This window comes from Nocardioides sp. ChNu-153 (assembly GCF_030466625.1).
GTDB lineage: Bacteria > Actinomycetota > Actinomycetes > Propionibacteriales > Nocardioidaceae > Nocardioides.
The window spans coordinates 94,226-120,505 of record NZ_JADEVT010000005.1 but is presented as its reverse complement, the minus strand read 5'-3'; the positions used below and the strand labels follow the sequence as shown (position 1 = coordinate 120,505).

Annotated in this window: 22 protein-coding genes, 1 tRNA gene, 1 pseudogene and 1 other annotated feature; of the genes and pseudogenes, 15 read left to right on the top strand and 9 right to left on the bottom strand. The window is 70.0% G+C overall.

The window, feature by feature from the left end; genetic code table 11:
- Positions 1-13 precede the first annotated feature (13 nt).
- The 4 genes from INN71_RS09100 (at position 14) to INN71_RS09085 (ending at position 2,627) form a co-directional block, all read left to right on the top strand.
- Positions 14-625, top strand: a complete 612-nt coding sequence (locus tag INN71_RS09100) for a TetR/AcrR family transcriptional regulator (protein WP_179516878.1) — start codon at positions 14-16, stop codon at positions 623-625.
- Between the two features lies 1 nt (position 626).
- The gene (locus INN71_RS09095) at positions 627-1,121 is read left to right on the top strand and encodes a PaaI family thioesterase (protein WP_179519313.1); all 495 of its coding nucleotides are present in this window, start codon (positions 627-629) and stop codon (positions 1,119-1,121) included.
- Positions 1,122-1,345: 224 nt separating this feature from the next.
- Entirely contained in the window at positions 1,346-1,933 is a 588-nt protein-coding gene (locus INN71_RS09090; RefSeq protein ID WP_068124016.1) for a TetR/AcrR family transcriptional regulator, read from the top strand.
- Positions 1,934-1,991: 58 nt separating this feature from the next.
- Positions 1,992-2,627 carry a hypothetical protein gene (locus INN71_RS09085; RefSeq protein ID WP_277500432.1) on the top strand — a complete coding sequence of 212 codons (636 nt, stop codon included), beginning with the start codon at positions 1,992-1,994 and terminating at the stop codon, positions 2,625-2,627.
- A gap of 575 nt (positions 2,628-3,202) precedes the next feature.
- On the opposite strand, the gene INN71_RS09080 is transcribed toward INN71_RS09085, so the two are convergent.
- Together INN71_RS09080 and INN71_RS09075 are read right to left on the bottom strand one after the other, a co-directional pair.
- On the bottom strand, positions 3,203-5,521 hold the full coding sequence (locus INN71_RS09080) for an MMPL family transporter (RefSeq protein WP_277500433.1): 2,319 nt from the start codon (positions 5,519-5,521) through the stop codon (positions 3,203-3,205).
- A 29-nt stretch (positions 5,522-5,550) separates the two neighbouring features.
- Positions 5,551-6,150 (bottom strand): TetR/AcrR family transcriptional regulator, encoded by a 600-nt coding sequence (locus INN71_RS09075; RefSeq protein WP_181642504.1) that lies wholly within the window; start codon positions 6,148-6,150, stop codon positions 5,551-5,553.
- A 623-nt stretch (positions 6,151-6,773) separates the two neighbouring features.
- Here INN71_RS09075 and INN71_RS09070 point away from each other — a divergent pair.
- Positions 6,774-7,952: a cytochrome P450 gene (locus INN71_RS09070; RefSeq protein ID WP_179516874.1), complete on the top strand. Its 1,179-nt coding sequence runs from the start codon at positions 6,774-6,776 to the stop codon at positions 7,950-7,952.
- 51 nt (positions 7,953-8,003) lie between these two features.
- On the opposite strand, the gene INN71_RS09065 is transcribed toward INN71_RS09070, so the two are convergent.
- Complete coding sequence (locus INN71_RS09065) at positions 8,004-8,306, bottom strand: DUF2243 domain-containing protein (RefSeq protein ID WP_218848686.1); 303 nt, start codon at positions 8,304-8,306, stop codon at positions 8,004-8,006.
- 47 nt (positions 8,307-8,353) lie between these two features.
- On the opposite strand from INN71_RS09065, the pseudogene INN71_RS09060 reads away from it, so the two are divergent.
- Both INN71_RS09060 and INN71_RS09055 read left to right on the top strand, forming a co-directional pair.
- Positions 8,354-9,333, top strand: a pseudogene (locus INN71_RS09060) (IS3 family transposase); the annotation flags it as partial.
- A gap of 37 nt (positions 9,334-9,370) precedes the next feature.
- A protein-coding gene (locus tag INN71_RS09055) for an IS3 family transposase (protein WP_277500435.1) occupies positions 9,371-10,611 on the top strand; the annotation gives its coding sequence in 2 pieces (ribosomal slippage) (positions 9,371-9,653 and positions 9,653-10,611; 1,242 coding nt in all).
- Positions 9,652-9,780: a sequence feature (AL1L pseudoknot), on the top strand. Its footprint overlaps the gene before it by 129 nt.
- A 268-nt stretch (positions 10,612-10,879) precedes the next feature.
- Here INN71_RS09055 and INN71_RS09050 read toward each other — a convergent pair.
- The 4 genes from INN71_RS09050 to INN71_RS09035 form a co-directional block, all read right to left on the bottom strand.
- The gene (locus INN71_RS09050) at positions 10,880-11,068 is read right to left on the bottom strand and encodes a hypothetical protein (protein ID WP_277500436.1); all 189 of its coding nucleotides are present in this window, start codon (positions 11,066-11,068) and stop codon (positions 10,880-10,882) included.
- A 42-nt stretch (positions 11,069-11,110) separates the two neighbouring features.
- A protein-coding gene (locus INN71_RS09045; protein WP_277501680.1) for an IS3 family transposase occupies positions 11,111-12,360 on the bottom strand; the annotation gives its coding sequence in 2 pieces (ribosomal slippage) (positions 11,111-12,087 and positions 12,087-12,360; 1,251 coding nt in all).
- Positions 12,361-12,394: 34 nt separating this feature from the next.
- Positions 12,395-13,735, bottom strand: a complete 1,341-nt coding sequence (locus INN71_RS09040) for a site-specific integrase (protein WP_277500507.1) — start codon at positions 13,733-13,735, stop codon at positions 12,395-12,397.
- Positions 13,736-13,843: 108 nt separating this feature from the next.
- Positions 13,844-13,927, bottom strand: a tRNA-Leu gene (locus INN71_RS09035).
- Between the two features lie 243 nt (positions 13,928-14,170).
- Here INN71_RS09035 and INN71_RS09030 point away from each other — a divergent pair.
- The 7 genes from INN71_RS09030 (at position 14,171) to pknB (ending at position 23,312) form a co-directional block, all read left to right on the top strand.
- Complete coding sequence (locus tag INN71_RS09030; RefSeq protein ID WP_277500506.1) at positions 14,171-14,899, top strand: DUF3662 and FHA domain-containing protein; 729 nt, start codon at positions 14,171-14,173, stop codon at positions 14,897-14,899.
- The gene (locus INN71_RS09025) at positions 14,896-15,363 is read left to right on the top strand and encodes an FHA domain-containing protein (protein WP_277500505.1); all 468 of its coding nucleotides are present in this window, start codon (positions 14,896-14,898) and stop codon (positions 15,361-15,363) included. The genes INN71_RS09030 and INN71_RS09025 overlap by 4 nt, the downstream gene beginning before the upstream one ends.
- Before the next feature lie 6 nt (positions 15,364-15,369).
- Positions 15,370-17,040 (top strand): PP2C family serine/threonine-protein phosphatase, encoded by a 1,671-nt coding sequence (locus INN71_RS09020; protein WP_277500504.1) that lies wholly within the window; start codon positions 15,370-15,372, stop codon positions 17,038-17,040.
- Positions 17,037-18,437 (top strand): FtsW/RodA/SpoVE family cell cycle protein, encoded by a 1,401-nt coding sequence (locus INN71_RS09015; RefSeq protein ID WP_277500503.1) that lies wholly within the window; start codon positions 17,037-17,039, stop codon positions 18,435-18,437. Before INN71_RS09020 ends, INN71_RS09015 begins: the two co-directional genes overlap by 4 nt.
- The gene (locus tag INN71_RS09010; RefSeq protein WP_277500502.1) at positions 18,434-19,900 is read left to right on the top strand and encodes a penicillin-binding protein 2; all 1,467 of its coding nucleotides are present in this window, start codon (positions 18,434-18,436) and stop codon (positions 19,898-19,900) included. The genes INN71_RS09015 and INN71_RS09010 overlap by 4 nt, the downstream gene beginning before the upstream one ends.
- A complete protein-coding gene (locus INN71_RS09005) occupies positions 19,897-21,468 on the top strand; it encodes a serine/threonine-protein kinase (protein ID WP_277500501.1) in 1,572 nt (523 codons plus the stop codon). The genes INN71_RS09010 and INN71_RS09005 overlap by 4 nt, the downstream gene beginning before the upstream one ends.
- A gap of 62 nt (positions 21,469-21,530) precedes the next feature.
- Complete coding sequence (gene pknB, locus INN71_RS09000) at positions 21,531-23,312, top strand: Stk1 family PASTA domain-containing Ser/Thr kinase (protein WP_277500500.1); 1,782 nt, start codon at positions 21,531-21,533, stop codon at positions 23,310-23,312.
- A 30-nt stretch (positions 23,313-23,342) separates the two neighbouring features.
- On the opposite strand, the gene INN71_RS08995 is transcribed toward pknB, so the two are convergent.
- Positions 23,343-24,119 (bottom strand): DUF881 domain-containing protein, encoded by a 777-nt coding sequence (locus INN71_RS08995; protein WP_277500498.1) that lies wholly within the window; start codon positions 24,117-24,119, stop codon positions 23,343-23,345.
- A gap of 62 nt (positions 24,120-24,181) precedes the next feature.
- Between INN71_RS08995 and INN71_RS08990 the strand changes: the two genes are divergently transcribed.
- Positions 24,182-24,829, top strand: a complete 648-nt coding sequence (locus INN71_RS08990) for a cell division protein CrgA (protein WP_277500497.1) — start codon at positions 24,182-24,184, stop codon at positions 24,827-24,829.
- A gap of 200 nt (positions 24,830-25,029) precedes the next feature.
- On the opposite strand, the gene INN71_RS08985 is transcribed toward INN71_RS08990, so the two are convergent.
- Entirely contained in the window at positions 25,030-26,280 is a 1,251-nt protein-coding gene (locus INN71_RS08985) for a S1 family peptidase (protein ID WP_277500496.1), read from the bottom strand.

Genomic DNA, 26,280 nt, shown 5'->3' with positions numbered 1-26,280 from the left:
GTAGACTCAGGCTGTGCCGCTGAAGCTAGGACGACAAGAAGACCGCTCGGCTGCTACCCGTCGGGCATTGCTGGACGCGACGGTCACATGCCTTGCCGAGCTCGGCTATACGGGGACAACCAGCGCCGCGGTCGCGGCTCGAGCGGGCCTTTCTCGCGGCGCGCAGCTGCACCACTTCGGGACACGCGACCAGTTGGTCGTGGCGGCGGTTGAGCACTTGGCGCAGCAGCGCCTGCGCCGCGTCCGAGAGCAGATGGCCCAGCTCGAGCTCCGTGACGCCGAGGACGGGGGGGCGACCGACCACAGGAGGCGAGGGACGGCGCTCCGCCTGCTATCAGATGCGCTGTCGGGGCCCTTGTATGCGGCGAGCCTCGAACTGTGGGTGGCCGCCCGCGCTCACGAAGAGCTGCGGGCAGAGTTGGTCCCCACCGAAGACCGCGTGAACGCGGAGCTCGCCGAGATGTGCCGCACCTACGTCACACAGGACCCCATCGAAATCCGACTCACCCTGGATCTCCTTCTCGGTCGAGGGGTTAGCGGTCTGCTCGCTCCTCATTCCCATGAACGGCAGAGCGAAGTCTTGGCTGCCTGGGCGCAGCGCCTCCAGGGCGGTCCTCGTGGCTGACATGCAAGCGCTGCTGGCCATGTGGGCGGAGAAGTTCACCGTCTACCCGGACGGGGCTGAACTCCCGACTCACCACGACCACTGCCTGGGGTGCGGCCCGAACAATCCCCATGGGCACCACCTCCGGGCCCTGCGGCACGGGGATGGTGTGCAGGCTTGGCACACGTTCGACAATCGTCACGTAGGCGCACCGGGCATTGTCCATGGCGGCGCAGTCGCCACCGTTGTCGATGACCTTTACGGTTGCCTGCTTTTCCTCGAAGGAGGCCCTGCCGTCACCCGCCAACTGACGATCGAGTATTTGGCACCGGTACTCATCGGAGCGGAGTACCGACTCCAGGCCGATGTCGTCCGGCGCGAAGGGCGCAAGCTGTTCGTCGCTGCCCGTGCAACCGAGCCAGCCGGTCGCGCGGTCATCACTTCTACGGCCGTGTTCGTGAAAGTGTCTGTCGAGCACTTCGCTCAGGGCAGTCCACCTGGCGTGCCTGCGGATTGACCGCGCCCGTCCTTGCAGGGCCGCCTCGGGCCATCGCTCGCGGCCTGCGGCCTGCGCCTCCAATCCGGGCATCCGCTGACGCTCACACCCGGGATCGGGACCACTCGAGCGGCTCGCCAATCCGGCCCCGACCCCGGGCCGTCGGCTGACGCGGTCAGTTGTGCAGATGGACGCCATGTTTGTACTCTCGGTACAAGCCCAGCACAGCGAAGGGATCCACGTCGGTGCGTACTGTCCCGGCTCACACGGCGGTCAAACTCAGCGTCGCAGCGGAGCTGTTCGCCGATCACGGTGTCGAGCAGACCAAGATCGAGGACATCGCTGCTGCCACTGGGATTCCCAAGGCGACGTTGTACTACTACTTCGCCGGCAAGGAGGAGATCCTTGCCTTTCTGTTCCGCGACACCTTGAACCGCGTTGCGGATGAGGTGGCCATCGCCGTCGAGTCGGAAGGGTCGGCAGCGGCCCGGCTCGCCGAGGTGATTCGAGCGCAGTTGCGGGTGATGGCGGAGCAGCCGGCGATCTGCCGGGCTTTGGTGGGTGAGCTAGGACGTGCGGGCCGTATCCCTGAGATCGCAGCGATGATTCATGCGGCCTACTACCAGCCCGTACAGTCGCTGATCGAGGACGGCGTGACTGAGGGCTCGCTGCGGCAGGTGCCCGATCCGGAGTCGGGTGCCATGGCGGTCTTCGGTGCGGTCACCATCAGCGCCCTGTCCTACCTTGTCACCGACCAGGCCCTGGACCAGGAGCGCATCGCGAGCGCCGTGACGACCCTGGTCCTCGACGGCCTGCGGCTGCGTCAGCGCTGACCCCGACCGCGCGGCCGCAAGCGACGGTGCCGGTCCCGACAGACGAGGATCTTACGACGTGCTAAACCAAGCCCTGCCGATCTGGGCAGTCCGCGTACTGACCGCTGTCCTCGCACTGGCACTGTTCGTCCTCACCGTTGCGGTCGCCCTGCTGCTGCCGCACATCCCCCGGCTGGTGCGGGCGGCCTCCGACATGCCGGCGGCCCTAGAAGTGGTTGACCGAGCGCCGGACACCCTGGACCAGGTAGAGAGGATCGACCGCAATGTCGAGAGCCTCACTCCCCCTGTGGCCACCGCGACCGAGGACCTCTCCGCGGTCGCGCCGCACATCGAAACCCTCGCCGGCCAGATCAACCAACTCTTGGATGACCTGGCGGCCCTGCAGCGGACCTCCAAGCCGCTCGGCGAGGCCGCCCCCAAGATCGCGGCCCTCTCCGGGCAGCTCGAGGGCCTCCAGACCTCGCTACGTCGGCTCGATCGCGACCTCGTCGAGCCACTGACGGAGGTGAGGAGGCCGATGCGGAGGCTCGCAGACACCGCGGGGCCACTCCCCGAGAGCCTGGAACGTCTCAACCGGAGCACCGCCGTGCTCGAGCAGCTACCCGGGTACTTCGACCGACTGCAGCGAATCCTCGTACGTGTCGCGCGGCATGTGCGAAATCTCGATGAGAAGACAGGCCCGAACCTCTGGTGATCCGGGTGGCCGAGCGCTACCCACTCGTGACGGACTTACGTGCATGCACGACGGCATGTAGCGTGCTGCCATCCGGACGCTTCTCTCTTCCCGTTCGCGTCCGTTGGGGGTGACCCAATGAACCGCGGGCCTGTCTGGCAGCCAATGGCGGACCTGCTCTCCGACGTGGTGTGGCATGCGGCGTGGTGGCTCTATGGCGGAATGGTGGCCTTCGGGAGTTGCTGGTGGTTCGGATGTGGCGGCTACCGCGAGTGGCAGCAATGGGAGCGTGACTGGCTTGAGCGGCGCGAGCAGCGACGAAGGAGCCGTATCGACAGAGACATCGCGCGCGGCCTGCGCGAGATCGAGGAATTCCTCCGGCTTCGGTGCTCCCCGCCGGTGAATGAGCCTCACGGCGGGACGCGGCCAAGGGTACGCCACGGCCGACCGAGGCCGCTTCGATAGTCGCGCGAGCGGGCGGATCCCTTCATCCCGTACGGGCCGAGCCAGGCTCGCTACATGTGCCGGTGACGCAGACCAGCACGCGCCCCGGCCACACCGCCCCCTCCTTCGCACGCGGCCGTGAGGGCGGGCCACTACTTGCCGATGACCTCAGGACGACGCGCCACCTCCGTGTCCTGACGTTCCGTGAGCATGCGCAGGAGCCTGTCGCCCTCGACATCGAGGTCGGGCAGCATCCGGTCCAGCCAACGCGGCAACCACCAGGCCTTGTCGCCGAACAGCGACATCAGCGCCGGAGTCAAGGTCATGCGGACCAAGAAGGCGTCGATGAGGATGCCGATCGCAAGCGCGAAGCCGATCTGCTTGATCATCACGTCATGGCTGAAGATGAAGCCGGCGAACACCGAGACCATGATCACCGCGGCGGCGACCACGACACGGCTGGCCTGATCGAAACCGTGAACCACGCCGGCCTCGCCGTGGTGGCCGTGGACGTGGGACTCGCGCATCGAGGAGACCAGGAAGACCTGGTAGTCCATCGCTAGCCCATAGAGGATTCCGGTGACAATGACCGGGATGAAGCTGAACAATGGCCCGCCGGTGTCGACCCCCACCATCCAGCCAAGCCATCCCCAAGAGAACACCGCAGTGGTCACCCCGAAGGTCGCCAAGATGCTGAGCAGGAACCCGAGCGTGGCCTGGATCGGTACGACGAGTGACCGGAACACCACCAGCAGAATCAGGAGCGACAGCCCCACAATGATGATCAGGTACAGCGGGACGATCTCGGCGAGCCGGTCGGACATGTCGATGCCGATAGCGGTGAAGCCAGTGACGCCGATCACGACGTCATGATCCTGGGCGACAGCCGAGCTGGGTGAACGGAGCGCCTGAACGAGGTCGGCCGTGGCATCGTCGTCTGGGCCCGAGGTGGGGATGACACTGAGGACTGCCATCTCCCCGTCCTGACTGGTGCCCACTGGCACCGCAGCGACGATCTCCTTGCGCTGCTGGAGCTGTTGGGTCACCGCGCCGAGGGTCCGAGGCGTGACGGCGGCGCCATCGGCGGACTCCACGGTCACCAGCAACGGACCGTTGTACCCCTCACCGAACCCGCGGGTGACCGCCTCGTAGCTCTGCCGCGCGGCGGTGTCGGTGTTTGCGCTGGCACCCGTCGGCAAGCCGAGGTCCATGCTCGCCGCGGGAACAGCACCCACCCCCAAGACCGCCACTACACCGAGGATCACCGGCCAACGGAACCGCACCACCGCCTTGACCCAGTGGTCGGCCACGCTGTGGCTGTCCTCCTCCCGGCGGGTATGCCCCTTCTTGCGGGCTTTGGCCGACACGATCCGCTCCCCGATCAGTCCGAGCAGAGCCGGCAGCAGGGTCAGCGCGATGAGGACAGCGAGCAGCACCGTGGCCGCGGCGACCAGAGCCATGGTGGTGAGCATGGAGATGCCAATGACGGTGAGCGCGACCAAGGCCACGATCACGGTGAGACCGGCGAAGAGCACGGCGCTGCCTGCCGTTCCAACCGCCCGGCCAGCCGCCTCGCGGGCGTCGAGGTCGCGATCGATGATCAGTCGCCGCTGCCGGTTGACCACGAACAACGCGTAGTCGATTCCCACCGCGAGGCCGATCATCAACGCCAGGACAGGGGTTGCGGTGTTCATCTCCACCGTCGTCGACAGGGCAAACGCCGTTCCCACGCCCACCCCGACCCCGACGAGGGCGGTGATCAATGGAAGGCCAGCGGCGACGAGCGAGCCAAGCGTAAGAACGAGGACCACGGCCGCGACCGCGAGACCGACCACCTCGGCGGCGCCGACCGGGATCTCGATCGCCTTCAGCGAGTCACTCGGCAGGACCCGCAGACCGGTGCCCCGCTCCGCATCCTCGACGACCGACAAGACCGCGGAGACCTGATCGTCGGTCAGCGACGTGGACGGCACGGTGAACTGGAACTGGAACAGCGCCACTGGCGCCTGAGTCGAGACCAGCACCCCCGGCACCGGGGTCCCGTCGAGGACCAGCGGCTGGTACGGCGGCGCCGTCCCCGGCCCGCTTTCCGGCTGGTCAGCCCCAGGCCCTCCCGGCGGCTGCCCCTGACCCTGGCTCAAGTCAGCCGGGTTGATGACCTGGTCCAGCTCGTAGACGTCCTGGACCGTCTCAGCGATCGCGGCCATCCGCGCGGGGGTATCCAGCCGGTCGCCGTCTGGAACGGTGAACACCACACTGGCCTGGCCTCCCGATGCCTCCGGCAGCTCCCGAGAGACCCGATCGAGAACCTGCTGGGCCTCGGTGTTGTCGATCTTCATCTCCGAGGTCACCTTCACCCCGTTGACCACCAGTGCAGCGACGACGGCAGCCAGCACCAACACCCACCCGACGATGATGGGCCAGGGCTTGCCGAAGCAACCGCGCCCGAGGCGGTACAAGAACGTGGACATGGGCTGCTCCTCAGCGAGTGATGTGCGGGTCAGAACCCGGTACGGAGGTGATTGAAGACCTCAGTCAGGAACTCGTCGAACTCCACGGCGTCGCGACTCGGCGGATCGCCAGGAAGGCGGACGTCGACGAGCCCCTCCAGCGCGGTGGAGACCATGCCGTAGACGGCGCCGACCAACAGGGTGAGGTAGGAAGCCGGATAGCGTCCGGCCGCCACGGCGGCCACCCGCTCCTCGACCTCCAACCGCATCCGGTGCTGGACGTGATAGACGTGAGGCTCCAACGATGGATGCGCGCGCGCCAACGCCAGCACCTCCCGCATCCGGGAAAGCCCCGCTGTCGTCAACTGCAGCCGCAGCACGACCTCGACCGCGTCCAGTAACGGGCGCCCATCCGACACGTCCTCGAGTGCGTCGGCGGCAGCCTCAATACCGGCGTAGGCGACCGATGCCACCGCCGCTTCCTTGCAGGGGTAGTGGTTCGCGAATGTACGACGCGAGTAGCCGGCCAACTCTGCGACCTCGTCGATCACGAACCCGTCCAGGCCGCGCTCCTTCGCCAGGCCAAAGGCAGCCTCGGCAAGCGCCTGTGCCGTCGCCGCACGCTTCCTCTCCCTCAGGCCTTGGGTCACGGCCATAGCCTCCCAGGCACTTGCCCAACAGGCAAAATTGCCTGATCTGCACATCACATTCTGGTCGCGGCCCCCCGGACCGGCCGCTGCGCAGTCGCCGGCCGCGCGACCCCTCCTCGGAGCGGCTGGTCACCGGCGCGGCACTGCTGCCGATCGCCCTGCTGGGCGGCGCCGTTCAACCTGACCCGGTTCATACCCGGCAGCTCGCCCTACGACCAGCACAGCATCCCCCAGCGGATCCTCGGAATGCCGACCGCCCTGCTGAGCCAAGACCTGATCGTCATCACCGCTGCTCTGGGCCTCGCCATGAGGCGAGCGGCGCGGCGTGGGTGAGTCCTCCGTCTGGGGTGCGCTGAGTCGGCACCGGACGACACTTTGGCGCCGCCAGGAGTCTCGACTTGAATGACGGGGTGTGCTGTACTCAGAGTACAAACTCATTGTTGAAACTGAGAGGGTTGTCTGATAGTCCACGGCCCCAGGCCGATCGCCGCCTCCTGCCGTTGCGCCCCTCGCGGCACTGCACAGGCGAACCACACGCCACACCAGATCCGGCCGTTCGAAGGTGGAGCGGCGTCGAGGGCGCCTGGGAACGAAGCAGACGATGAAGCCACCTGGAGATACCGATGAGCAACCAGCAGCTGACCTACAGCCCGTTCGATCCCGACATCATCGCTGACCCTTACCCGGTCTACCGGCAGCTGCGCAGTGAAGTCCCCGCCTACTGGTCGGAGCAGGCGAACACCTGGGTGCTCAGCCGATACGTCGACGTCTGCGCGGCGCTCGCCGACCCGGCGACCTACTCCTCTGCGTCCGGGATCTTCCCGACCCCTCCCGGGGTGGACATGACCCAGTTGTTCTTGCCCATGCTCATCATGACCGACCCACCGCGACACACCGCGCTGCGCAAGATCGTCAGCAAGGCGTTCACCCCCCGGCGAATCGCCGCACTCGAACCCCACATCCACTCCATCGTGGACGATCTGCTCGATGATTCACCGAAGTCGGATGGGTGGGACTTTGTCTCTGGGTTCTCCGGACCGCTGCCGGCCATCGTGATCGCCGACATGCTGGGCGTGCCGCGGGCAGACCGTGACCGTTTCCGCACGTGGTCCACCACTCTCATACAGTCCAACCCCGCCCGTGGCGAGTTCGGCCCCGGTCTGGAGGCCGCCACATCCCTCTACGACTACTTCTCAGAGTTTCTTGCTGAACGACGCGCGCGCCCTCAGGACGACCTCATGAGCGCGCTGGTCCAGGCCGACGCCGACGGCGAACGCCTCAGCGAGGATGAGCTCCTCGGCTTCTGTCTGCTGCTGCTCGTGGCCGGACACGAGACCACCACGAACCTGCTCTCCAACAGCGCGGTCGTGCTCGCTCAGCAGCCCGATAGCCGCCGGCAACTGGCGGACCGCCCAGAACTCGTTCCCGGCGCCGTCGAAGAGCTGCTCCGCTACGACTCCCCCGTCCAGGGCCTGTCGCGCACCCTTACCCGGCCGGTCGACGTGCACGGACAACACATGGCGACTGGCGAAACCGTGCTGCTGCTCTTCGGCTCCGCCAACCGAGACGACCAGGCATTCTCAGACGCCGACCACTTCGACCTCCATCGCGCTCCCGAACGGCAGGTCGCGTTTGGACGTGGGATCCACTTCTGTCTCGGCGCGGCGCTGGCGCGGCTCGAAGCGCGCATCGCGCTGCAGGCACTCCTCGCCCGCCAACCGGACTGGGAAGTCGACCTGGATTCGGCCGTTCGACTCCGCTCTGGCCCCATCCGCGGCTACCTGTCCCTGCCCCTGGAGTAGCGCAGGTCGGCGGAAGGTCCGGCGCGGGCGACAGCCACACGCAGTTCCTCTTCAGCTGCCGACCGAGGCTCGGCGTGCCACTGCTCGTGCCCGTCGCTCCATCACCGCTGAACCGCGCTTGTGCAGCAGCCACCCACTGATGACCAGTGGCACGCCGAACGCTAGGAACCCGAGATCCCACGACAGTGGGGCGCCGATGTCGTCGCGCACATGGTGAACACCGAGCAGGTGATGATTGACGATGCCCTCCAACAGGTTGAAGATCCCCCACCCCGCGAGAACCAGGCCGAAATGGAAGGACCAACTCGGAGCGAAACGGCCTCCACGCCAAGCCTTGATTGGGGACTGCTGCACGAATAGGTGACATCTGATCTGTGGTGCCGAGAGGTGCCGCTGGAAGGATGTGCACTGTGCCGAAGCCGTACCCCAAGGAGTTCCGCGACGACGTCGTTCGCGTCGCGAGGAACCGTGAGCCGGGAGTCCACCTCAAGCAGATCGCTGCCGACTTCGGCATCAGCGAGTCGTGCCTGACGAACTGGATGAAGACCGCAGACGTCGAGGATGGCGTGAAGCCGGGGACGACCGCTGCCGAGAGCGCCGAACTTCGTGAGGCGAGGAAGAGGATCCGGCTGCTGGAGCAGGAGAACGAGGTGCTGCGCCGCGCGGCGGCCTATCTGTCGCAGGCGAACCTGCCGGGAAAATGATGTACCCGCTCGTCCGCGAGCTGGCCGTGGACGGGATCCCCGTTACGGTGACGTGCCGGGTGCTCAAGATCGCGCGTCAGCCCTACTACCGCTGGCTCCAGCGTCCGGTCACCGACGCCGAGCTGGAGGAGGCCTACCGCGCCAATGCGCTGTTCGACGCCCACCGTGACGATCCCGAGTTCGGCTACCGGTTCCTGGTCGACGAGGCACGCGAAGCCGGCGAGCCTATGGCGGAGCGGACCGCGTGGCGGATCTGCTCGGACATGGGCTGGTGGAGCGCGTTCGGCAAGCCCAAGCGCGGGAAGGCGAAGAGGCCCGGCCCACCGGTCCACGACGACCTGTGCGCCACCGTCGACAAGCACGGCGTGATCCGGCACGAGTTCAATGCCGATGGGCCGAACGAGCTGTGGATCGGCGACATCACCGAACACCGCACCGGCGAAGGCAAGCTCTACCTCTGCGCGTTCAAGGACGTCTACTCCAACCGGATCGTGGGCTATTCGATCGACTCGAGGATGAAGTCCCGGCTCGCGGTCGCGGCGCTCAACAACGCGGTCGCCAGGCGCGGCGGCGTGGTCGGCTGCATCGTGCACACGGACAGGGGCTCGCAATTTCGGAGCCGGAGATTCGTCCGTGCACTCAACCGTCACCACATGGTCGGATTGAACCGCCCCGGCGAGTCCGGAGAGCTGATTCGTTGGAAGGATCACTCTCATGGCACGTCCCTCGAAGTACCCGACCGAGCTGCGTGAGCGCGCGGTGCGGATGGCGATGGAGTCCCGGCAGGACTATCCGCATGAGGCCGCGGCGATCAGGTCGGTGGCTGCGAAGTTGGGCATCACCTCGACCGAGTCGTTGCGCAAGTGGATCCGGCAGGCCGAGATCGACGGCGGGGTCCGTCCGGGCAAGACCAGCGAGGAGATCGCGGAGATCAAGTCGCTGAAGAAGGAGGTCGCCGAGCTGCGGCGGGCCAACGAGATCTTGAAGGCGGCCTCGGCTTTCTTCGCGGCGGAGCTCGACCGCCCCAACAGGTTCTGATCGACTTCATCGCCGATCACCGCGGGGAGTTCGGGGTCGAGCCGATCTGTCGCGTGCTCGCAGAGCACGGGATCAAGGTCGCCCCGTCCACCTTCTACGAGGCGGTCTCGCGGCGGCCCTCGAAACGAGTGCTGCGGGACGCGGAGCTGGTCGCGCTGATCGAGTCCGAGCGTGCCCGGCAGAAGCTGCTCGCGAGGTTCGGGGCGAGGAAGATGTGGCTGCACCTGCGCGGGAAGGGTCACGACGTGGCTCGGTGCACGATCGAGCGGCTCTACCGCGAGCAGGGCTGGGTCGGCGCGCTGCGGTTGAAGAAGGTCCGCACCACGATCGGTGACCCCGCGGCGGCACGGCCGGGCGATCTGGTCGACCGGCAGTTCTGGGCGAGCCGTCCCGACCAGCTGTGGGTAGCCGACTTCACCTATGTCGCGACCTGGTCCGGCACCGTCTACGTCGCGTTCGTCTTCAACGTCTTCTCCCGCCGGATCGTCGGATGGCGCGCAGCCACCCGGATGACCACCGACCTGGTGCTCGACACCCTCGAGCACGCGATCTGGACCCGCCAGCAGGCCGGCATCACCGACTTGTCGGGGCTGATCCACCACACGGACGCGGGGTCGCAATACGTCAGTTTCGCCTTCACCCAGCGGCTTGTCGACGAGGGTGTCGACCCGTCGGTGGGGTCGGTCGGTGATGCCTACGATAACGCGCTCGCGGAGTCGCAGATTGGGCTCTACAAGGCCGAGCTGATCCGCCCCGAGGGTCCCTGGCGCGGCGTCGAGCACGTCGAACTGGAGACCTTGAACTGGGTCGACTTCTTCAACCACGAGCGTCCCCACGAGTCCCTCGACGACCTGACCCCGATGGCCGCCGAAGAACTCCACTACGCTGCAAAGAACGAGCTCAAGCCGACCGGCTGAGCCACCAAACCCAGCCTCCGGACATGCCGGGGCGGTTCAACTCGGCACGCGAGCACGGCACGGTCGGGGCTGAGTCGTTGGCCGGTGACGACCAGGCCGAGCTCATCGAGACGAGCGAAGGTGGTCAGGTCGGGGCAAGCGAAGCCCGCCTGCGGGGTAGCGTCAGGCACGTCGAGGTCTTCCGGATGGGCAGTGTGAGAACTTCCATCCTTGGGAGACCTCGACGCCTGCCCCAGGACCTACGCGCGCCGACTACCTCACACGCCTGCTACACCCTCAACTGTGAAGAGCCGTCAAAGGGGATGCACCCGTACCCGAGGTTCAGGTTCGACAGCCGGGAGTTCGGCTCCCAGTAGTACTGCGCCTTGAGGACCTCGTTCCGCATCCGTAGGAGCAGGTAGCGAAGAATGTTGTAGCCCCGCCGCTTGCCCCGAATGATGCGGCGCGCCTCGTCCATGGCCGGAAAGATCTGTGAACCGTCACGGGTTCTCTGCCGCTTCTATACGGGGTGCGGCTCTCGGTCGAGGGCAGCGTAGTAGTCGTGCTCGTGCTCGGCTGGTGGGATCTGGCCGATGCTGGAGTGCAGGCGGCGGTAGTTCCACCAGTCGACCCAGCCGGCGGTGGCGTACTCGACGTCGACGAGAGTCTTGAACGGACCTTCGTGGAAGACGTCGGTGGCGATGGCCTCGGTCTTGTACAGGCCGATGATGGACTCCATGAGGCCGTTGTCATAGGCATCGCCGACTGTCCCGATCGAGGGCGCGATGCCCTCGAGTGCGAGGTGCTCGGTGTACCGCAGCGACGTGTACTGACTGCCCGCATCCGAGTGACAAACCAGCGTGCCGGGCTCGATCGGGTGGCCGTGGCGGTCGCGGTCCCACATCGCGATCCGCACCGGCGTCAGCACCAGGTCGGTGACCTTCGTCGTGGCGGCGTGCCAGCCCACGATCCGCTGGGCGAAGCAGTCGACGACGAACGCGACGTAGACGAACCCGGCCCAGGTGCGGACGTAGGTGAAGTCAGCGACCCACCTGGTGTTGGGCGCTGTGGCGGTGAAGTCGCGGTCCAGCAGGTCACCGGCCCGGTGCCCGTCACGGCCGGGGATGGTGGTGCGCAGTTTCTTGCCGCGGCGCACGCCGTTCATGCCGAGGTCGCGCATCAACCGGTCCACCGTGCAGTGCGCCACGTCCAGCCCTTGACGGCGCAGGTGCGCGGTCATCTTCCGCCGCCCGTAGAGCCCCTCAGGTGTCCCGACGGTGGCAAGCAGGGCGTCGACGATCATCGCGTCCGAGACGGTCCTGGCCGCGACCGGCTGGTTCGAGCGTCGCCAAGCCCTGTAGGTCCGCGCCGCGACGCTGCAGCCGTGTGCGGTGAGCACCCGGCAGGTCGACTCGACGGCGTGGCCCTCGGCTCTCATGTCTTCGATGAAGGACATGATCAGCGGTTGCGGGGGTCGAGCTCCCCGGCGAAGAAAATCGAGGCCTTGCGCAAGATCTCGTTGTCCTCACGCAGTCGACGGTTCTCGGCCTTCAGTTTCTTGATCTCAGCCGATTCTTCGCTCGTCACGCCGGGCCGGGCGCCGGCGTCGATGTCGGCCTGGACCGCCCACCGCCGCACGGTCTCCTTCCCGAGACCGAGCTGCTCGGCCACGACCTGCGCGACCGCGGTCAACGACCTGTAGTCGCCGCGGTGCTCCGCGACCATCCGAATCGCCCGCTCCTTCACAGCGGGATCCACCTTCTTAGGCATGTGCTCATCCTCCTTGACTCACAAGGAAGCGGCATCAAACCCGTGACGGTTCACCCTGATCCCGAGCCGGCTTGGTGCGCTTCTCGGACTTCTTTCCCTTGCCCTTCTTTCCCATCGACGATCCAGGGCCGGGGCGGATCGTCCCTCCGGTCAATGCAGTGTCGATGATGCCGGAGATGAGTTCGTCACCAGCTGGGAGCAGGTGGCCATAGGTGTCGATCGTCGTCGTGATCGACTCATGCCCTAACCGGGCCTGGATGTGAGGCAAGGGCGCGCCGCCAGCCACCAACCACGCGACGTGGGTATGCCGCAGGTCATGGAATCGGAATCGAGCAATGCCTTCGGCCTCGAGCGCCGTCATCAGCTTTCGCCACACGTGCGTGCTGAAGTCCCCGTTGTGCAGCGGGTATCCAGCGTTTGAAACGAACACGAAGTCATCAGCAGCCTTGCCTTCAATGCGCTTGCGCAAGACGGTGACCAGGGCGGGCGAGATGGTGATCGTCCGGCGCGACTTGGTTGTCTTGGGCACGCCCAAGTGGTGGTCGCGCATCGTGTGCTTGGGCTTCAACAGCTTGGCGAGCCACCCTGGAACGTCAGTGGCATCGTCCTCTCCGTTGCGCTTCCACGCCTTGTTGATTCGGACTGTGCGGCGCTCGAGGTCCACATCGGAAACCCAGAGAGCTCCGAGTTCGCCGAACCGCATGCCGGTGCCCACGGCCACGGTCAGGAGGTCGGCGTAGGGTCCGGCCAGCTCGACCGCACGCTGCAGTTCTCGTTCCGTAAGGAACCGCAGCTCCGGTCGTGACTGCTTCACCCTGGACATCCGTGGGGCCGTCCCGACGGCAGGGTTCGCCGACAGCCAGCCGCGCTTGACTGCGTATCCGAAGACTCCGTGGATCAGGCCGTGATAGTTCGCCTTCGTCTTGAGGGACCGGTCCCAGTCGATCAACCAGTCCTTGAGGTCTGCCTCGCTGATCGCCGTGACCGGCTTGGTGAAGATCAGCGATCCTCGGATCCTGGTTACTTCAAGCACGCGGAGGTGGCCCAGATAGCGCTTGCGCTGGCCGGGCGAGAGGTCGACGATCTGGCGGACGTATTCCTCGCCGATGTCAACGAAACGCGGCGGCTCAGTGAGCGGATCTGCCTCGCTGGCTGGTCGGACGAAGCCCTCGCCCTTCACCCAGCCGTCTGGCCATCGCTGGCCGGCAGCGTCCACCATCTTCTTGAAGCCCTCGGCCCGGGCGAGGTTCTGCGCGTCGGTGCCCGCGCTGAAGACCTCGAGCTGTACCGCGCCGTCCCGCGTGCCTCCCAGGCGCCACTTCACGCGCGCCGAGATCCCGCCGTCGGTGCGGCGCCGCTTCTCGATGTATGCCACGTCCAAACCTCTCCGAGTAGAGGCTGGTGCACCCTTCGTGCGCCCTTGGGGGCTCAGGCTAACTCCGGAAATGAGTAAAGCCCCAGGTCATCCCCGGGGCCACTCACGTGCGCGAGGGGGGAGTTGAACCCCCACGTCCTTTCGGACACACGGACCTGAACCGTGCGCGTCTGCCTATTCCGCCACTCGCGCGTGAAGCCCGGCAACGTTATCCCGACCCTGCTCCCTTTCCCAAACCGGGCCCGGGCACGATCCGCCCGGCGTCGGCGGGGAAGACCTCTGGAAGCACCCCGACCCCCACCCGATGGCGTAGGTGGACGCACCCCCCATGGTTACGATCGGGCACAGCCCGCGCCCGGTGGGCCGGTCGCGGGTGCCCGCAGACCAGCACGGACCAGACACGACGGCCCCGACGGGGCGCAGGGAGGAGGGTGGATGAGCGGCGGCGGCTTCCAGCGCTTCGAGAACCGGCTCGAGTCGGTGATCTCCGGCGTCTTCGCCCGCGCCTTCCGCAGCGCCGTGCAGCCGGTGGAGATCTCCGCGGCGCTCCAGCGCGAGGTCGACAACAACGCGCAGATCCTCAGCCGCGACCGCCGCCTGGTGCCCAACGACTTCCACGTCGAGCTCTCCCGCTCCGACCTGGACCGGCTCGCGCCGTACTCCTCGACGCTGGCCCAGGAGATGGCGGACTCGCTCCGCGACCACGCCGAGCAGCAGTCCTACGTCTTCCCCGGGCCCGTCAGCATCGACTTCGAGCTGGCCGACGACCTGCCGACCGGGCGCCTGCGGGTGCGCAGCCGCGCCCAGGCGAAGGTCACGAGCAACGCCACCGACACCCAGCTGGGGCGGGCGGCGGCGTACCTCGAGGTCAACGGCACCCACCACCCGCTCGCGCCGCCCGGTCTCGTGATCGGCCGCGGCACGGACGCCGACGTCCGCATCAACGACCCCGGCGTCAGCCGGCGGCACATCGAGTTCCGCGTCGCCACCGGTCGCGCCGAGGACGGCAGCCCGCTGCTCGTCTCCGTGCACGACCTCGGCTCGACCAACGGCATGCTCGTGGACGGGCGCAAGCTCGCGCAGTCGCCGGTCGACGACGGCACGCAGGTGCGGATCGGCAACACGACGATGACGGTCCGACTGGTCACGGAGGACGCCTGGTGAGCGAGCTGACCCTGCTGCTGATCCGGTTCGGCTACCTGGCGATCCTCTGGATCTTCGTGCTGGCCGCTGTCTCCGTGGTGCGCGCCGACATGTTCGGCGCCCGCATGCCGGCCGCCGCCGGAGCCGCGAAGGCGAAGAAGGCCCCCAAGCAGCAGCCCCCCAAGCGGCGGGGCGCGCCGACCCACGTGCTCGTGGTGCAGGGCGCCAACTCCGGGGAGCGGGCCGAGCTCGACGGCCGCCCCATCCTCATCGGCCGCGGCTCCGACGCCGCGATCCGCCTCGACGACGACTACGTCTCGACCCGCCACGCGCGGATCGCGCAGTCGGGCGACCAGTGGTTCGTCGAGGACCTCGGCTCCACGAACGGCACGTACGTCGGCTCCGCGCGGATCTCCCAGCCGACCACGCTCACCCTCGGCGCGCAGGTCCGCATCGGCAAGACGATCCTCGAGCTGCGGAAGTAGGCCCCCGTGACCACTCCTCCCAGCGGTCCGGGCCTTCCCGGCGACGACGAGCCCACCCGCGAGGTGCCCGTCCTGCGCCCCGACGAGCAGCCCCTCGCCCCCCTCGACGACGCCACCCGCCCCAGCCAGCGGGTGCGGCTGGGGGCCGACGGCACCGGTCACCCCGACTACACCGAGATCAGCCCCACGGAGACCACGGGCGAGGTGCCGATGGTGCCGGGCGACCCGGTGGGCCTCCACCTCGACTTCGCCGCCGTCTCCGACGTGGGGCGGGTGCGCAAGGACAACCAGGACTCGGGGTACGCCGGCGCCCGCCTCCTCGCGGTCTGCGACGGCGTGGGCGGCGCGGCACGCGGCGACGTCGCCTCCAGCACGGCGGTCGCCCAGCTGCGCCGGCTCGACGAGACGGCCGCCTCCGAGGACCTCCTCGGCCAGGTCGCGGGCGGTCTGCTGCGCGCCCACACCAGGATCGGCGAGCTCGTCGACGACGACCCCGACCTCAACGGCACGAGCACGACGGCCACGGTCGCGCTGTTCGACGGCGCCCGCATCGGCGTGGCGCACGTGGGCGACTCCCGCGCGTACCTCTACCGCTCCGGCGAGATCACGCAGCTGACGAAGGACCACACCTTCGTGCAGAGCCTCATCGACGAGGGCCGCATCACCGAGGACGAGGCGCGCACGCACCCGCACCGCAACCTCATCCTCAAGGCCCTCGACGGGGTGCACGAGACCGACCCCGACCTGTTCACCGTCGACGTGGCCCAGGGCGACCGGCTGCTGCTGTGCAGCGACGGCGCCTGCGGCGTGCTCGACGACGCCCGGCTCGCCGACATCCTCGGCACGGGTACGCCGGACTTCGCCGCCGTGGAGCTGGTCCGCGCCAGCCTCGAGGCGGGCAGCACCGACAACGTCACCTGCATCGTGGCCGACGTGACCACCCAGGCGGTCGACGCCGAGCCCCAGCTCGTGGGCGCCGCGGCCGAGCTGCCGCGCCGTGCCCTCGCGGGCAGCGGCGCGGGCATCACCGGCCTGTTCCGCGGCCACCGCTCCGGCGACACGGGCGAGATCGACCCGGTCCCGGCCGACCTGCCGGAGTCGGTCGGCTTCGTGATCCCGTCCGACCCCGTCGACCCCGAGGCCGCCCGCTACGCGCCCCTGCCGCCGCGTCGCTTCGTGTGGGTGAAGCGGCTCTTCCTCACCCTCGTCGCGCTCGGCCTGCTCGCGGCGGCGGCGGGCGCGGCGTACGCCTGGAGCCAGCGGCAGTTCTACGTGGGTGAGCACGAGGGGAAGGTCGCGATCCACCGCGGCCTCACCACCGACCTGCTCGGGATCCCGCTCTCGGAGCCCTACGAGACGAGCGACGTCGACGTCGCCGACCTGTCCGACTCCGTCGCGACCCGGCTCGAGGAGGGCATCGCCGCCGACGACCTGGCCGACGCCGAGGAGCGGGTGGCCGCGTTCGCCGCCGACGCCGCCGACGAGGCCGGCTCGACCACCGACCCGACGGACCCGGCCGACCCGACGCCCACGACCCCGACGGCGCCCGCGACCCCCTCGGCCCCGGGTGACGACGCCTCGAAGCCGCCGACCACGCAGACGGGCGACACGGGCACCACCGACACCGCGGCGGGCGCGGGGAGCGCGGCGCTCCTCGGCGCCGGGGCCGGGCGATGAGCGACAGCGGCGCCACCCCGGCCTTCGTGCACCGTCCCCGCCGGGGGGCGGAGCTCTTCCTGCTCATCCTGTCGCTGTGCGTCGGGGCGGGGGCGTACGCCGCGGTGGGCCTCGGCATCGAGGGCACCATCCCGGCCGACATGGTCGGCTACACCGGCTGGCTCGCCGTCCTCATGATCGCGGCGCACGTGGCGATCCGGATGACGGCGCAGTACGCCGACCCGGTCCTCCTGCCCGTCGTCGCCGCGCTGAACGGCCTGGGTCTCGCGGTCATCCACCGCCTCGACCTCGCCGACGACTCGAGCTTCGCGCGCCAGCAGCTGATCTGGATGACGCTCGGCGTGGCGCTCTTCATCGCCACCATCACGCTGCTGCGCGACCACCGGCTGCTGCAGCGCTACACCTACACCTCGGGCCTGGTGGCGATCGCGCTGCTGCTGCTGCCGCTGCTGCCGTTCATCGGCACCACGATCAACGGCGCGCGCATCTGGATCAACGTGCTCGGCTTCAGCTTCCAGCCCGGCGAGATCGCGAAGATCCTGCTCGTCGTCACGTTCTCCGGCTACCTCGTGCTCCACCGCGACGCCCTGGCCCTCGCGGGACGCCGGGTGCTGTTCGTCGACCTGCCCCGCGGGCGCGACCTCGGCCCGATCCTCGGCATGTGGCTCATCAGCCTCGGCATCCTCGTCTTCCAGCGCGACCTCGGCTCCTCGCTGCTGTTCTTCGGCCTCTTCCTGGCGCTGCTGTACGTCGCGACCGAGCGCGCGGGCTGGCTGCTGGTCGGCGGCACGCTCTTCGCCGCGGGCGCGTTCTTCGGCTACCAGGCCTTCAGCCACGTGCGGAACCGCTTCGAGATCTGGCTGCACCCGTTCGACTACGTCGACCGCACGCCCGGCTCCTACCAGCTGGTCGAGTCGATGTTCGGCATGGCGTGGGGCGGGCTGCTGGGCCGCGGCTTCGGTGAGGGCCGGCCCGACCGCATCCCCTACGCGGAGTCCGACTTCATCCTCGGCGCCATCGGCGAGGAGCTCGGCCTCACCGGCGTCATGGCGGTCATCCTCATGTTCGGCGTCATCGTCGAGCGCGGCCTGCGCACCGCGCTGGTCTGCCGCGACGGCTTCGGCAAGCTGGTCGCGACGGGGCTGGCCGGGATCGTCGCCCTGCAGGTCTTCGTCGTCGTCGGCGGCGTCACCACGCTCATCCCGCTCACCGGCCTCACCACGCCGTTCCTGTCGTACGGCGGGTCCTCCCTCGTCGCGAACTGGGTGCTCGTCGCCCTGCTGCTGCGCATCTCCGACCAGGCGCGGCGCCCGCTGCCGAGCATGGAGGACGCGTACGACGGCCCCGACGCGGGCGCGGACGAGGCCACCCAGGTCGTGAAGGTGGTCAAGGCGTGAACAAGCCGATCCGCACCGTGGGCGTCTTCTGCCTGCTCCTCTTCGTCGCCCTGCTCGCCCAGGCGACCAACCTGCAGTTCTTCCGCGCCGAGTCGCTCAACGAGCGGGCGGGAAACGGCCGCGTGCTCGAGGCCCGCTTCTCGGCGCAGCGCGGCTCGATCGTCGCGGGCGACCTGGCGATCGCGGAGAGCGTGCCGGTGGACGACCGCTACCGCTTCCAGCGGACCTACCCGGTGCCGCTGCCCTACGCGCACCTGACCGGCTGGTTCTACTACGGCAACCAGACGATCCTGGAGCGCTCGCAGAACGCGGTGCTGTCGGGCGACGACCCCAGCCTCTTCGTCAACCAGCTGGGCGACATCGTCGCCAACCGCGACCCCGCGGGCAGCAACGTCGGGCTGACCATCGACCCCGCCGTGCAGCAGGTCGCCTACGAGGAGCTCGTCGGCCTCGGCGACGACGTGCAGGGCGCGGTCGTCGCCCTGGAGCCGAGCACCGGACGCATCCTGGCCTCCGTGTCGCTGCCCTCGTTCGACCCCAACGACCTCGCGCTGCGCGACGCCGGCCAGGTCGACGCCAACTACCAGGCGCTGCAGGACGCCGAGGGCTCGCCGCTCGACAACCGAGCCGTCGGCACCACGCTGCCGCCCGGCTCGACGTTCAAGCTGGTCACGGCCGCCGCCGCGCTCGAGGCCGATCCCGACCTCGACGCCGGCTCGCAGGTGCCCGGCGGCAGCTCCTACACGCTGCCCGGGACGAGCACGTCCATCGGGAACGGCGGGCGCAGCTGCGGCACGGACACGATCCCCTTCAGCCAGGCGCTCGAGCAGTCGTGCAACACCACGTTCCTCCGGATGGCCGTCGACGTCGGCCAGGAGCAGATGACCGAGACCGCGGAGGCCTTCGGCTTCAACGCGGTCGAGCTCGAGGACCTGCCGGGGGCGGTGGAGTCGGCGTACCCCGACAACGCCTCCGACGACCTGCTGGCCAAGTCGGGCATCGGCCAGCAGGACGTGCGCGCCACCCCGCTGCAGATGGCGATGGTGGCCGCGACGATCGCGAACGACGGTGTGCCCATGCGCCCCTACGTCGTCGACCAGATCACCTCCCCCGACCTCGAGGTGCTCTCGCGCACCGACCCGGAGGAGATGGACCGGGCGACGAGCGAGCGCACCGCCGGGGTCCTGCGCGAGATGATGGTGAACACCGTCGAGGACGGCACGGCCGGTCCGGCGCGCATCGACGGCGTCGAGGTCGGGGGCAAGACAGGTACGGCGGAGAACTGCGACGGGTGCCGCCCGTACGCCTGGTTCGTGTCGTACGCCGAACGGGACGGCGAGCAGGTGGCGGTCGCGGTGATGCTGCAGAACGTCTCCGCCACCGAGGAGATCGCGGGAGGCCGGCTCGGCGGCCCCATCGCGAAGGCCGTCATGGAGCAGGCCCTGGGAGTGGGAGACGAATGAGCGACCAGACGACGACCGAGCGCTTCGCGGACGACGCCCGCCGCTACCGGCTGGAGTCGCGCATCGCGACCGGGGGGATGGGCGAGGTCTGGCGGGCCGAGGACACGGTGCTCGGCCGCACGGTGGCGGTGAAGCTGCTGAAGCCCGAGTACGCCGACGACCCGTCGTTCCGCGGCCGGTTCGAGACCGAGGCCCGCAACGCGGCCGCCCTGCACCACCCCAACGTGGCGGGCGTCTTCGACTTCGGGCAGGCGGCGCCGACCGACGGCTCGTCGACCCCGCGCCCCTACCTGGTGATGGAGCTCGTCGAGGGCCAGCCGCTCTCCGCGCTGCTGCGTCCGGGCCAGCCGATGGACCCGGCGATCGCGACCGACATCCTGGCGCAGGCGGCGGACGGCATCGGGGCCGCGCACCGCGCGGGCATCGTGCACCGCGACATCAAGCCGGCGAACCTGCTCGTCACCCGCGACCGCACGGTCAAGATCACCGACTTCGGCATCGCGCGGGCCGGCGACACCGTCTCGCTCACCCAGACCGGCATGGTCATGGGCACGCCGCAGTACATCTCGCCCGAGCAGGCCCAGGGCCAGAACGCCGGCCCCGAGGCCGACGTCTACTCGCTCGGCGTCGTCGCCTTCGAGTGCCTCGCCGGCCGCCGGCCCTTCGTGGCCGAGACCGCGGTCGCGACCGCCCTGGCCCACCTGCGCGACCCCGTGCCGGACCTGCCCGGCGACGTGCCCCCCGGCCTCGCGAACGTCGTGCGCCGCGCGCTGGCCAAGGCTCCCGGCGACCGCTTCGCGGACGGTACGACGTTCGCCCGCGCCCTGCGCGACCCCTCCGCCCTGCCCGGCACGGCCGCGGCCGTGGGCGCGGCGGACGACAGCACCCAGGTCCTGACCGGGGTCGGCGCGCCGCTGCCGCCCCCGTCGCGGCCGATCGCGGCGGCGGCCCCCGTGGCCCCGGTCGCCGCGACCACCGTGGAGCGCGTGGACGACGAGCCGCGGCGCAGGAGCGCCCTGCCGTGGGTCGCGGGCGCCCTCGCGCTGCTGCTCGTCGGCCTGCTGATCTGGCTGGCCGTCGCCACGAGCGGGAACGACGACGACCCGGTCGACACCCCGACCACGCCCGCGACGACCTCCGCGCCGCCCTCGACCGAGCCCACGAGCGAGGAGCCCACGGAGGAGGAGCCGACCACCGAGGAGCCGACGAGCGAGGAGCCGGCGGAGCCGGAGACGTTCGACATCGACGCCCAGGACTACGTGGGCCGCGACATCGACGACGTCGCCTCCGAGCTGGAGGGGGAGGGCCTGCGCGTCGTCCGCGACGAGCGCGACAACCCCGGCGGCGAGATCGAGGGGGTCGTCACCGACGTCACCCCGACCACGAACCTCGAGGCCGGCGACACCGTGACGGTGCGCTACTGGGGTCCGGAGCCGGAGCCCGAGCCCACCGAGGACGAGGACGAGGGCGCCGGGAACGGCAACGGGAACGGGAACGGCAACGGTGCGGGGAACGGCAACGGCAACGGGGGCGCCCAGACGACCGCCCCGACGACGGCTGCGCCCTGAGCGATGACGACGACAGGCCCGATGGACGGCCACCCGCCGACGGCGGGCACGGAGGGAGAGGGATGACCGACGCGGAGAGCCCCACCCTGGTGGGCGGGCGCTACGAGCTCGGCGGGCTGCTGGGCCGGGGCGGGATGGCGGAGGTCCGCAAGGGCACCGACACCCGTCTGGGCCGGGTCGTGGCGGTCAAGCGGCTGCGCACCGACCTCGCCAGCGACGCCACCTTCCAGGCCCGCTTCCGGCGGGAGGCCCAGTCGTCGGCCTCGCTCAACCACCCCTCCATCGTCGCCGTCTACGACACCGGCGAGGAGATGTCGCCCGACGGCATCGCCCAGCCCTACATCGTCATGGAGTTCGTCGCCGGCCGCACGCTGCGCGACGTGCTGCGCGAGGGCCGCAAGATCCTGCCCGAGCGTGCGCTCGAGATCACGAGCGGCGTGCTGTCCGCCCTCGACTACAGCCACCGCGCGGGCATCATCCACCGCGACATCAAGCCGGGGAACGTCATGCTGACCCCCAGCGGCGACGTCAAGGTGATGGACTTCGGCATCGCCCGCGCCGTCTCCGAGGCGTCCTCGACGATGACGCAGACCGCCGCCGTGGTCGGCACGGCCCAGTACCTCTCCCCCGAGCAGGCGCGCGGCGAGACCGTCGACTCGCGGTCCGACGTCTACTCGGCCGGCTGCCTCGTCTACGAGCTGCTGACCGGACGCCCGCCCTTCGTCGGCGACAGCCCGGTGGCGGTGGCCTACCAGCACGTGCGGGAGCAGGCGGCGCGCCCGTCGGAGATCGACCCCTCGCTCGCGCCCGAGATCGACCAGATCGTCATGAAGTCCCTCGCGAAGCGCGTCGAGGACCGCTACCAGAGCGCGGCGGCCATGCGCAGCGACATCGAGCGCTACCTCGCCGGCCGCCCGGTGCAGGCGCCGGCGATCAGCGACGAGCCCGACGAGGCGACCGGTGTGCCCGTCGGGGCGGTCGCCGCGGCGCCGCCCACCCGCCGTACTCCCGACGAGGTCGAGGAGGAGCGGGGCCCCCGCAAGGGACCCTGGGTCGCCGCGATCGCCGTGCTGCTCGCCCTGCTCGTCGGCGTCGCCGTCTACGTCGCCGCGACCACGGACCTCTTCGAGGACCCGCCGGAGGACCTGCGGGTGCCGAACGTGGTGTCGATGGCCGAGGACGAGGCGCGCGCCGAGCTCGCCGACGCCGGCTTCACGGTCGCCGACCAGAGCCGTCAGGAGAACAGCGACGAGCCCGAGGGCACCGTCATCGCCCAGGACCCGCCGGGCGACACCTACGAGCCGGCCGACACCGAGGTGACCCTGACGGTCTCGTCGGGCCCGGCCACGATCGCCATCCCCGACGTCGTCAACGACCCCTTCGACCGGGCGTCGGCCCAGCTGCAGGACCTGGGCTTCACCGTCCGGCGGCAGGACGTCGACAACGACGCGCCCGCCGACACGGTCGTGGCGATGGAGCCGCAGGGCGGGGACGGCGGGATGTACGACCCGACGACGACGACCGTGACGCTGTCGGTGTCGCGCGGGCCCGTGGCGGTGCCGGACGTCGAGGGCCTGCAGAAGGGCCAGGCGGAGCAGGCCATCATCGAGGCCGGCTTCCGGCCCGAGGCGGTCGCGCAGACCGACCCGAGCCGCGCGCCCGGCGAGGTGCTGCGCCAGATCCCCGTCGCCGACGGCCGCACGCTGCCGCAGGACAGCCCGGTGGTGTTCTTCTACAACGACTACGTCGCGCCTGCGACGCCGCCGCCGACGACCACCCCGCCGACCACGCAGCCGCCGACGGGCGAGCCCACGGACCCGGGGCTGGGCGGCCTGCTCCCCTGACGCCGGTACGGCGGGCCGCTGCGCCCGCCGTCAGGTCAGGGGCTGGGCGTGGTCGAGGTCGAGGAGACCCTGGTACTCCGGCGCCTCGAGGGAGGACTCCTCCTCGAGGTCCCAGCCGAGGGCGACGGCGGGGTTCGCGGCGTACTCGCGGTAGTCCTCCACCTGGGGATCGTCGTCCAGCGCCAGGCGCAGGTCGTCGACGTCGCCGATGGCGGAGATCTCGTAGGGCTGGGGGTACGGGATGCCCTGCAGCAGGATCGCGTTGCCCTCGCACTTGATGCCGGTCGTGCTGATGATGCGCTGGCCCTGGATGGTGATGGCCTCGGCGCCCCCGGCCCACAGGGCGTTGACGACGCTCTGGATGTCCTGCTGGTGCACGACGAAGAGGTTGGCGTCCACGCCGGCCGCGGCCTCCCGCACCGACTCCGGGCTGTCGCTCAGCGTCACCGTCAGGCCCTCGCCGGAGGTCGCGGTCAGGCCCGCCGGGCCGCGCAGGCGCTCGGCCTCGGCGGCCCGGTCGTCGACGTCGCCGTCACCGAGGCCCTCCGAGAGCCGGGCGATCTCCTCGTTCAGCTCGTTGACGCGGGCGGTCAGCGCCTCGGCCTGGGCGCCCTCCGCCTGGACGACGGAGGAGAGGTCGCGGTAGCGGCCCGGGCGCAGGTCGGTGCCGTCGCTGCTCAGCGCGCTCGCCACGAACAGGCCGCCGCTCAGCAGCAGGACGACCGGCGTACCCCACCGCCAGGCGCCGCGGCCCCCCGCCCGCGGGGACGCCGGGGCGTCAGGGCTCGGGTCAGGGCTGCTCGACACGACCACTACGCTAGCCCGCGGCGTGCGAACCTGCACCGCCCCGTCTGCGTCGAGGAGAAGTCGTGAGCAAGTCCGAGCCCGAGAAGAAGGCCGGCACGTCGGGCGACCCGGCGAAGGCCGCCGCCCGGGCGTCGGGTGCCACGCGCGCCGCGAAGCGCCGCTCCGGCGGTGACGGCGACGAGGCCGTGACCCGCCTGGGCCGGCTCGGCCGCGGCGCCCGTCCGCGCGACGACCTCGCCGGGCTCGACGTCCGGACCGAGCGGCTCATCACGCCGCGCTTCGTGCTGATGGTGGCGCTGGTCGTCGCGGGCATCGCGTACGTCGTGCTCACCTGGCGCTCGCTCGGCGCCAACCCGCCGGCCGAGTGGTCGGGCTACCGCGTCCCCCAGGAGGACGGCACGTTCGTCACCGAGGGGCCGCGGCGCTGGGTCTACGACCTCGACTTGTGGAACTACGCCATCGGGTTCGGCGCCATCCTGCTCGGCCTCGTCATCGGCGCCCACCGCTCGACGCCGCTGGGCCGCGGCAACGGCGTGGTCGTCGGCATGCTCGCGTGCTTCGGCATCGGCCTGCTGTGGATCTGCACGTTCTACCTCTTCGCCGACAGCATCACCGACATCTGGGTGCTCGGCGCCCTCGGCCAGTGGAACCTGGTCGTCGGCATCGCCTTCATGGCCGTGGGCTTCTCCTACGCCACCAAGTGGGAGTGAGCCCGCTCCCCGCCTGGGACACCACGACGGACGCCGCCCCGAGGGGTCGGCGTCCGTCGTCGTTCCGGGGGGTGCCGGGACCTGCCGGACCTTCCCGGTGAATCCCACCGTGGTGGTTCTCCACACTGTGGATAAACCCTGTGGAGAACTACACGTGTGTCATTCCGTGCGCCGGGTGGCGGCCACCCGGTGCGGCCCGCTCAGCCGTAGGTGAGGCCGTAGTAGGCCAGGGCGTCGGTGACGGGCTGCACGTAGGAGGACTTCCCGCTCTCGAAGCCGCCGTTGTAGGTGCAGCGCTGCGTGCTCGGCCCGCCCGAGGTGAGGCCGACCGCGTAGCCGCCTGCGGTGTAGGTTCCGCCCGAGTCACCGCCCTCGGTGCAGACGGTGGAGCGCATGAGGCCGCTGACCTGGGCCACGGTGCGGCCCTGGGCGTCGGAGTAGGTCACCGTGTTGCCGTAGCTGGCGACCTGGCCGCAGGTCACGCCCGTCGTGGAGCCCGACTTGCACAGCTGCGTGCCGACGGCCGGCTTGGAGGCGCCGGAGAGGGCGTCGAGGTTGCGGCCCGAGCCGTACGGGTTGACCGTGCGGGCGACCGTGTCCTCCGCGTCGATGCGCAGGGCCCCGATGTCGCGGTCGGGGAGCCCGTCGTAGCTGGTGAACGCGGAGCCCGCGGAGACGCCGATGCGGCTGCCGCCCGAGGTGAAGGAGCCGCCGCCCTCGTTGCAGTGGCCCGCCCAGATCATGTAGCGCGCGCCGGCGGAGTCCCGCGCCGGGAAGCCGGCCGAGCAGCGCCCGCCCGACGAGGTGTAGACGGCGTCCCCGCCGCGCACGGTCAGCTGGGCCGACAGCGCCGGGGTCTCCACGACCCGCACGGCGTCGGCGTGCCGCGCGACCAGCGCCTCGACCTCGGGCGAGGTCGCGCCCGAGCGGCCCACCACGAGCCGGTCGCCCGGCAGGTCCACCTCGAGGGAGGAGACGCCCGTCAGGTCGGCCGCGGCGAAGCGGTCCTGCAGCGCCCGCAGCTCCTCCTCCCCGTGGGCCGCGGGGGCCACGACGGCGCCGGCCGCGCGGGCTGCCCGGGCGTCGGCCGAGGCGCTCGCGGCGCGCACGACGAGTCGGCCGCTGCCGTCGAGGAACTCGCCGTCGAAGTCGTGCCCCGCCGCCCGCAGCCGCGCCAGCGTGTTGTTCGAGGCCGCCTGCCGCTCGAGCAGGGCCTCCTGCTGGGCGACGGTGCGGCCGCTGGTGCGCGCCATGAGGGCGACCTCCGCGGCGTCGAAGCGCGGCGTCACCACCGCGGCCGCGACGGGGGCGGGCGCGGCCGCGCGCGGCGTCAGGGCGTCGTCGGCGGTCGTCGGGCTGGCGGTGGCGGGGACGCCGAGGGCGGCGGGGACGGCCAGGGCGCCGGCGGCGACCAGCAGCCCGAGCGCGCGGGCGCGGGGACGTGCGTGCAT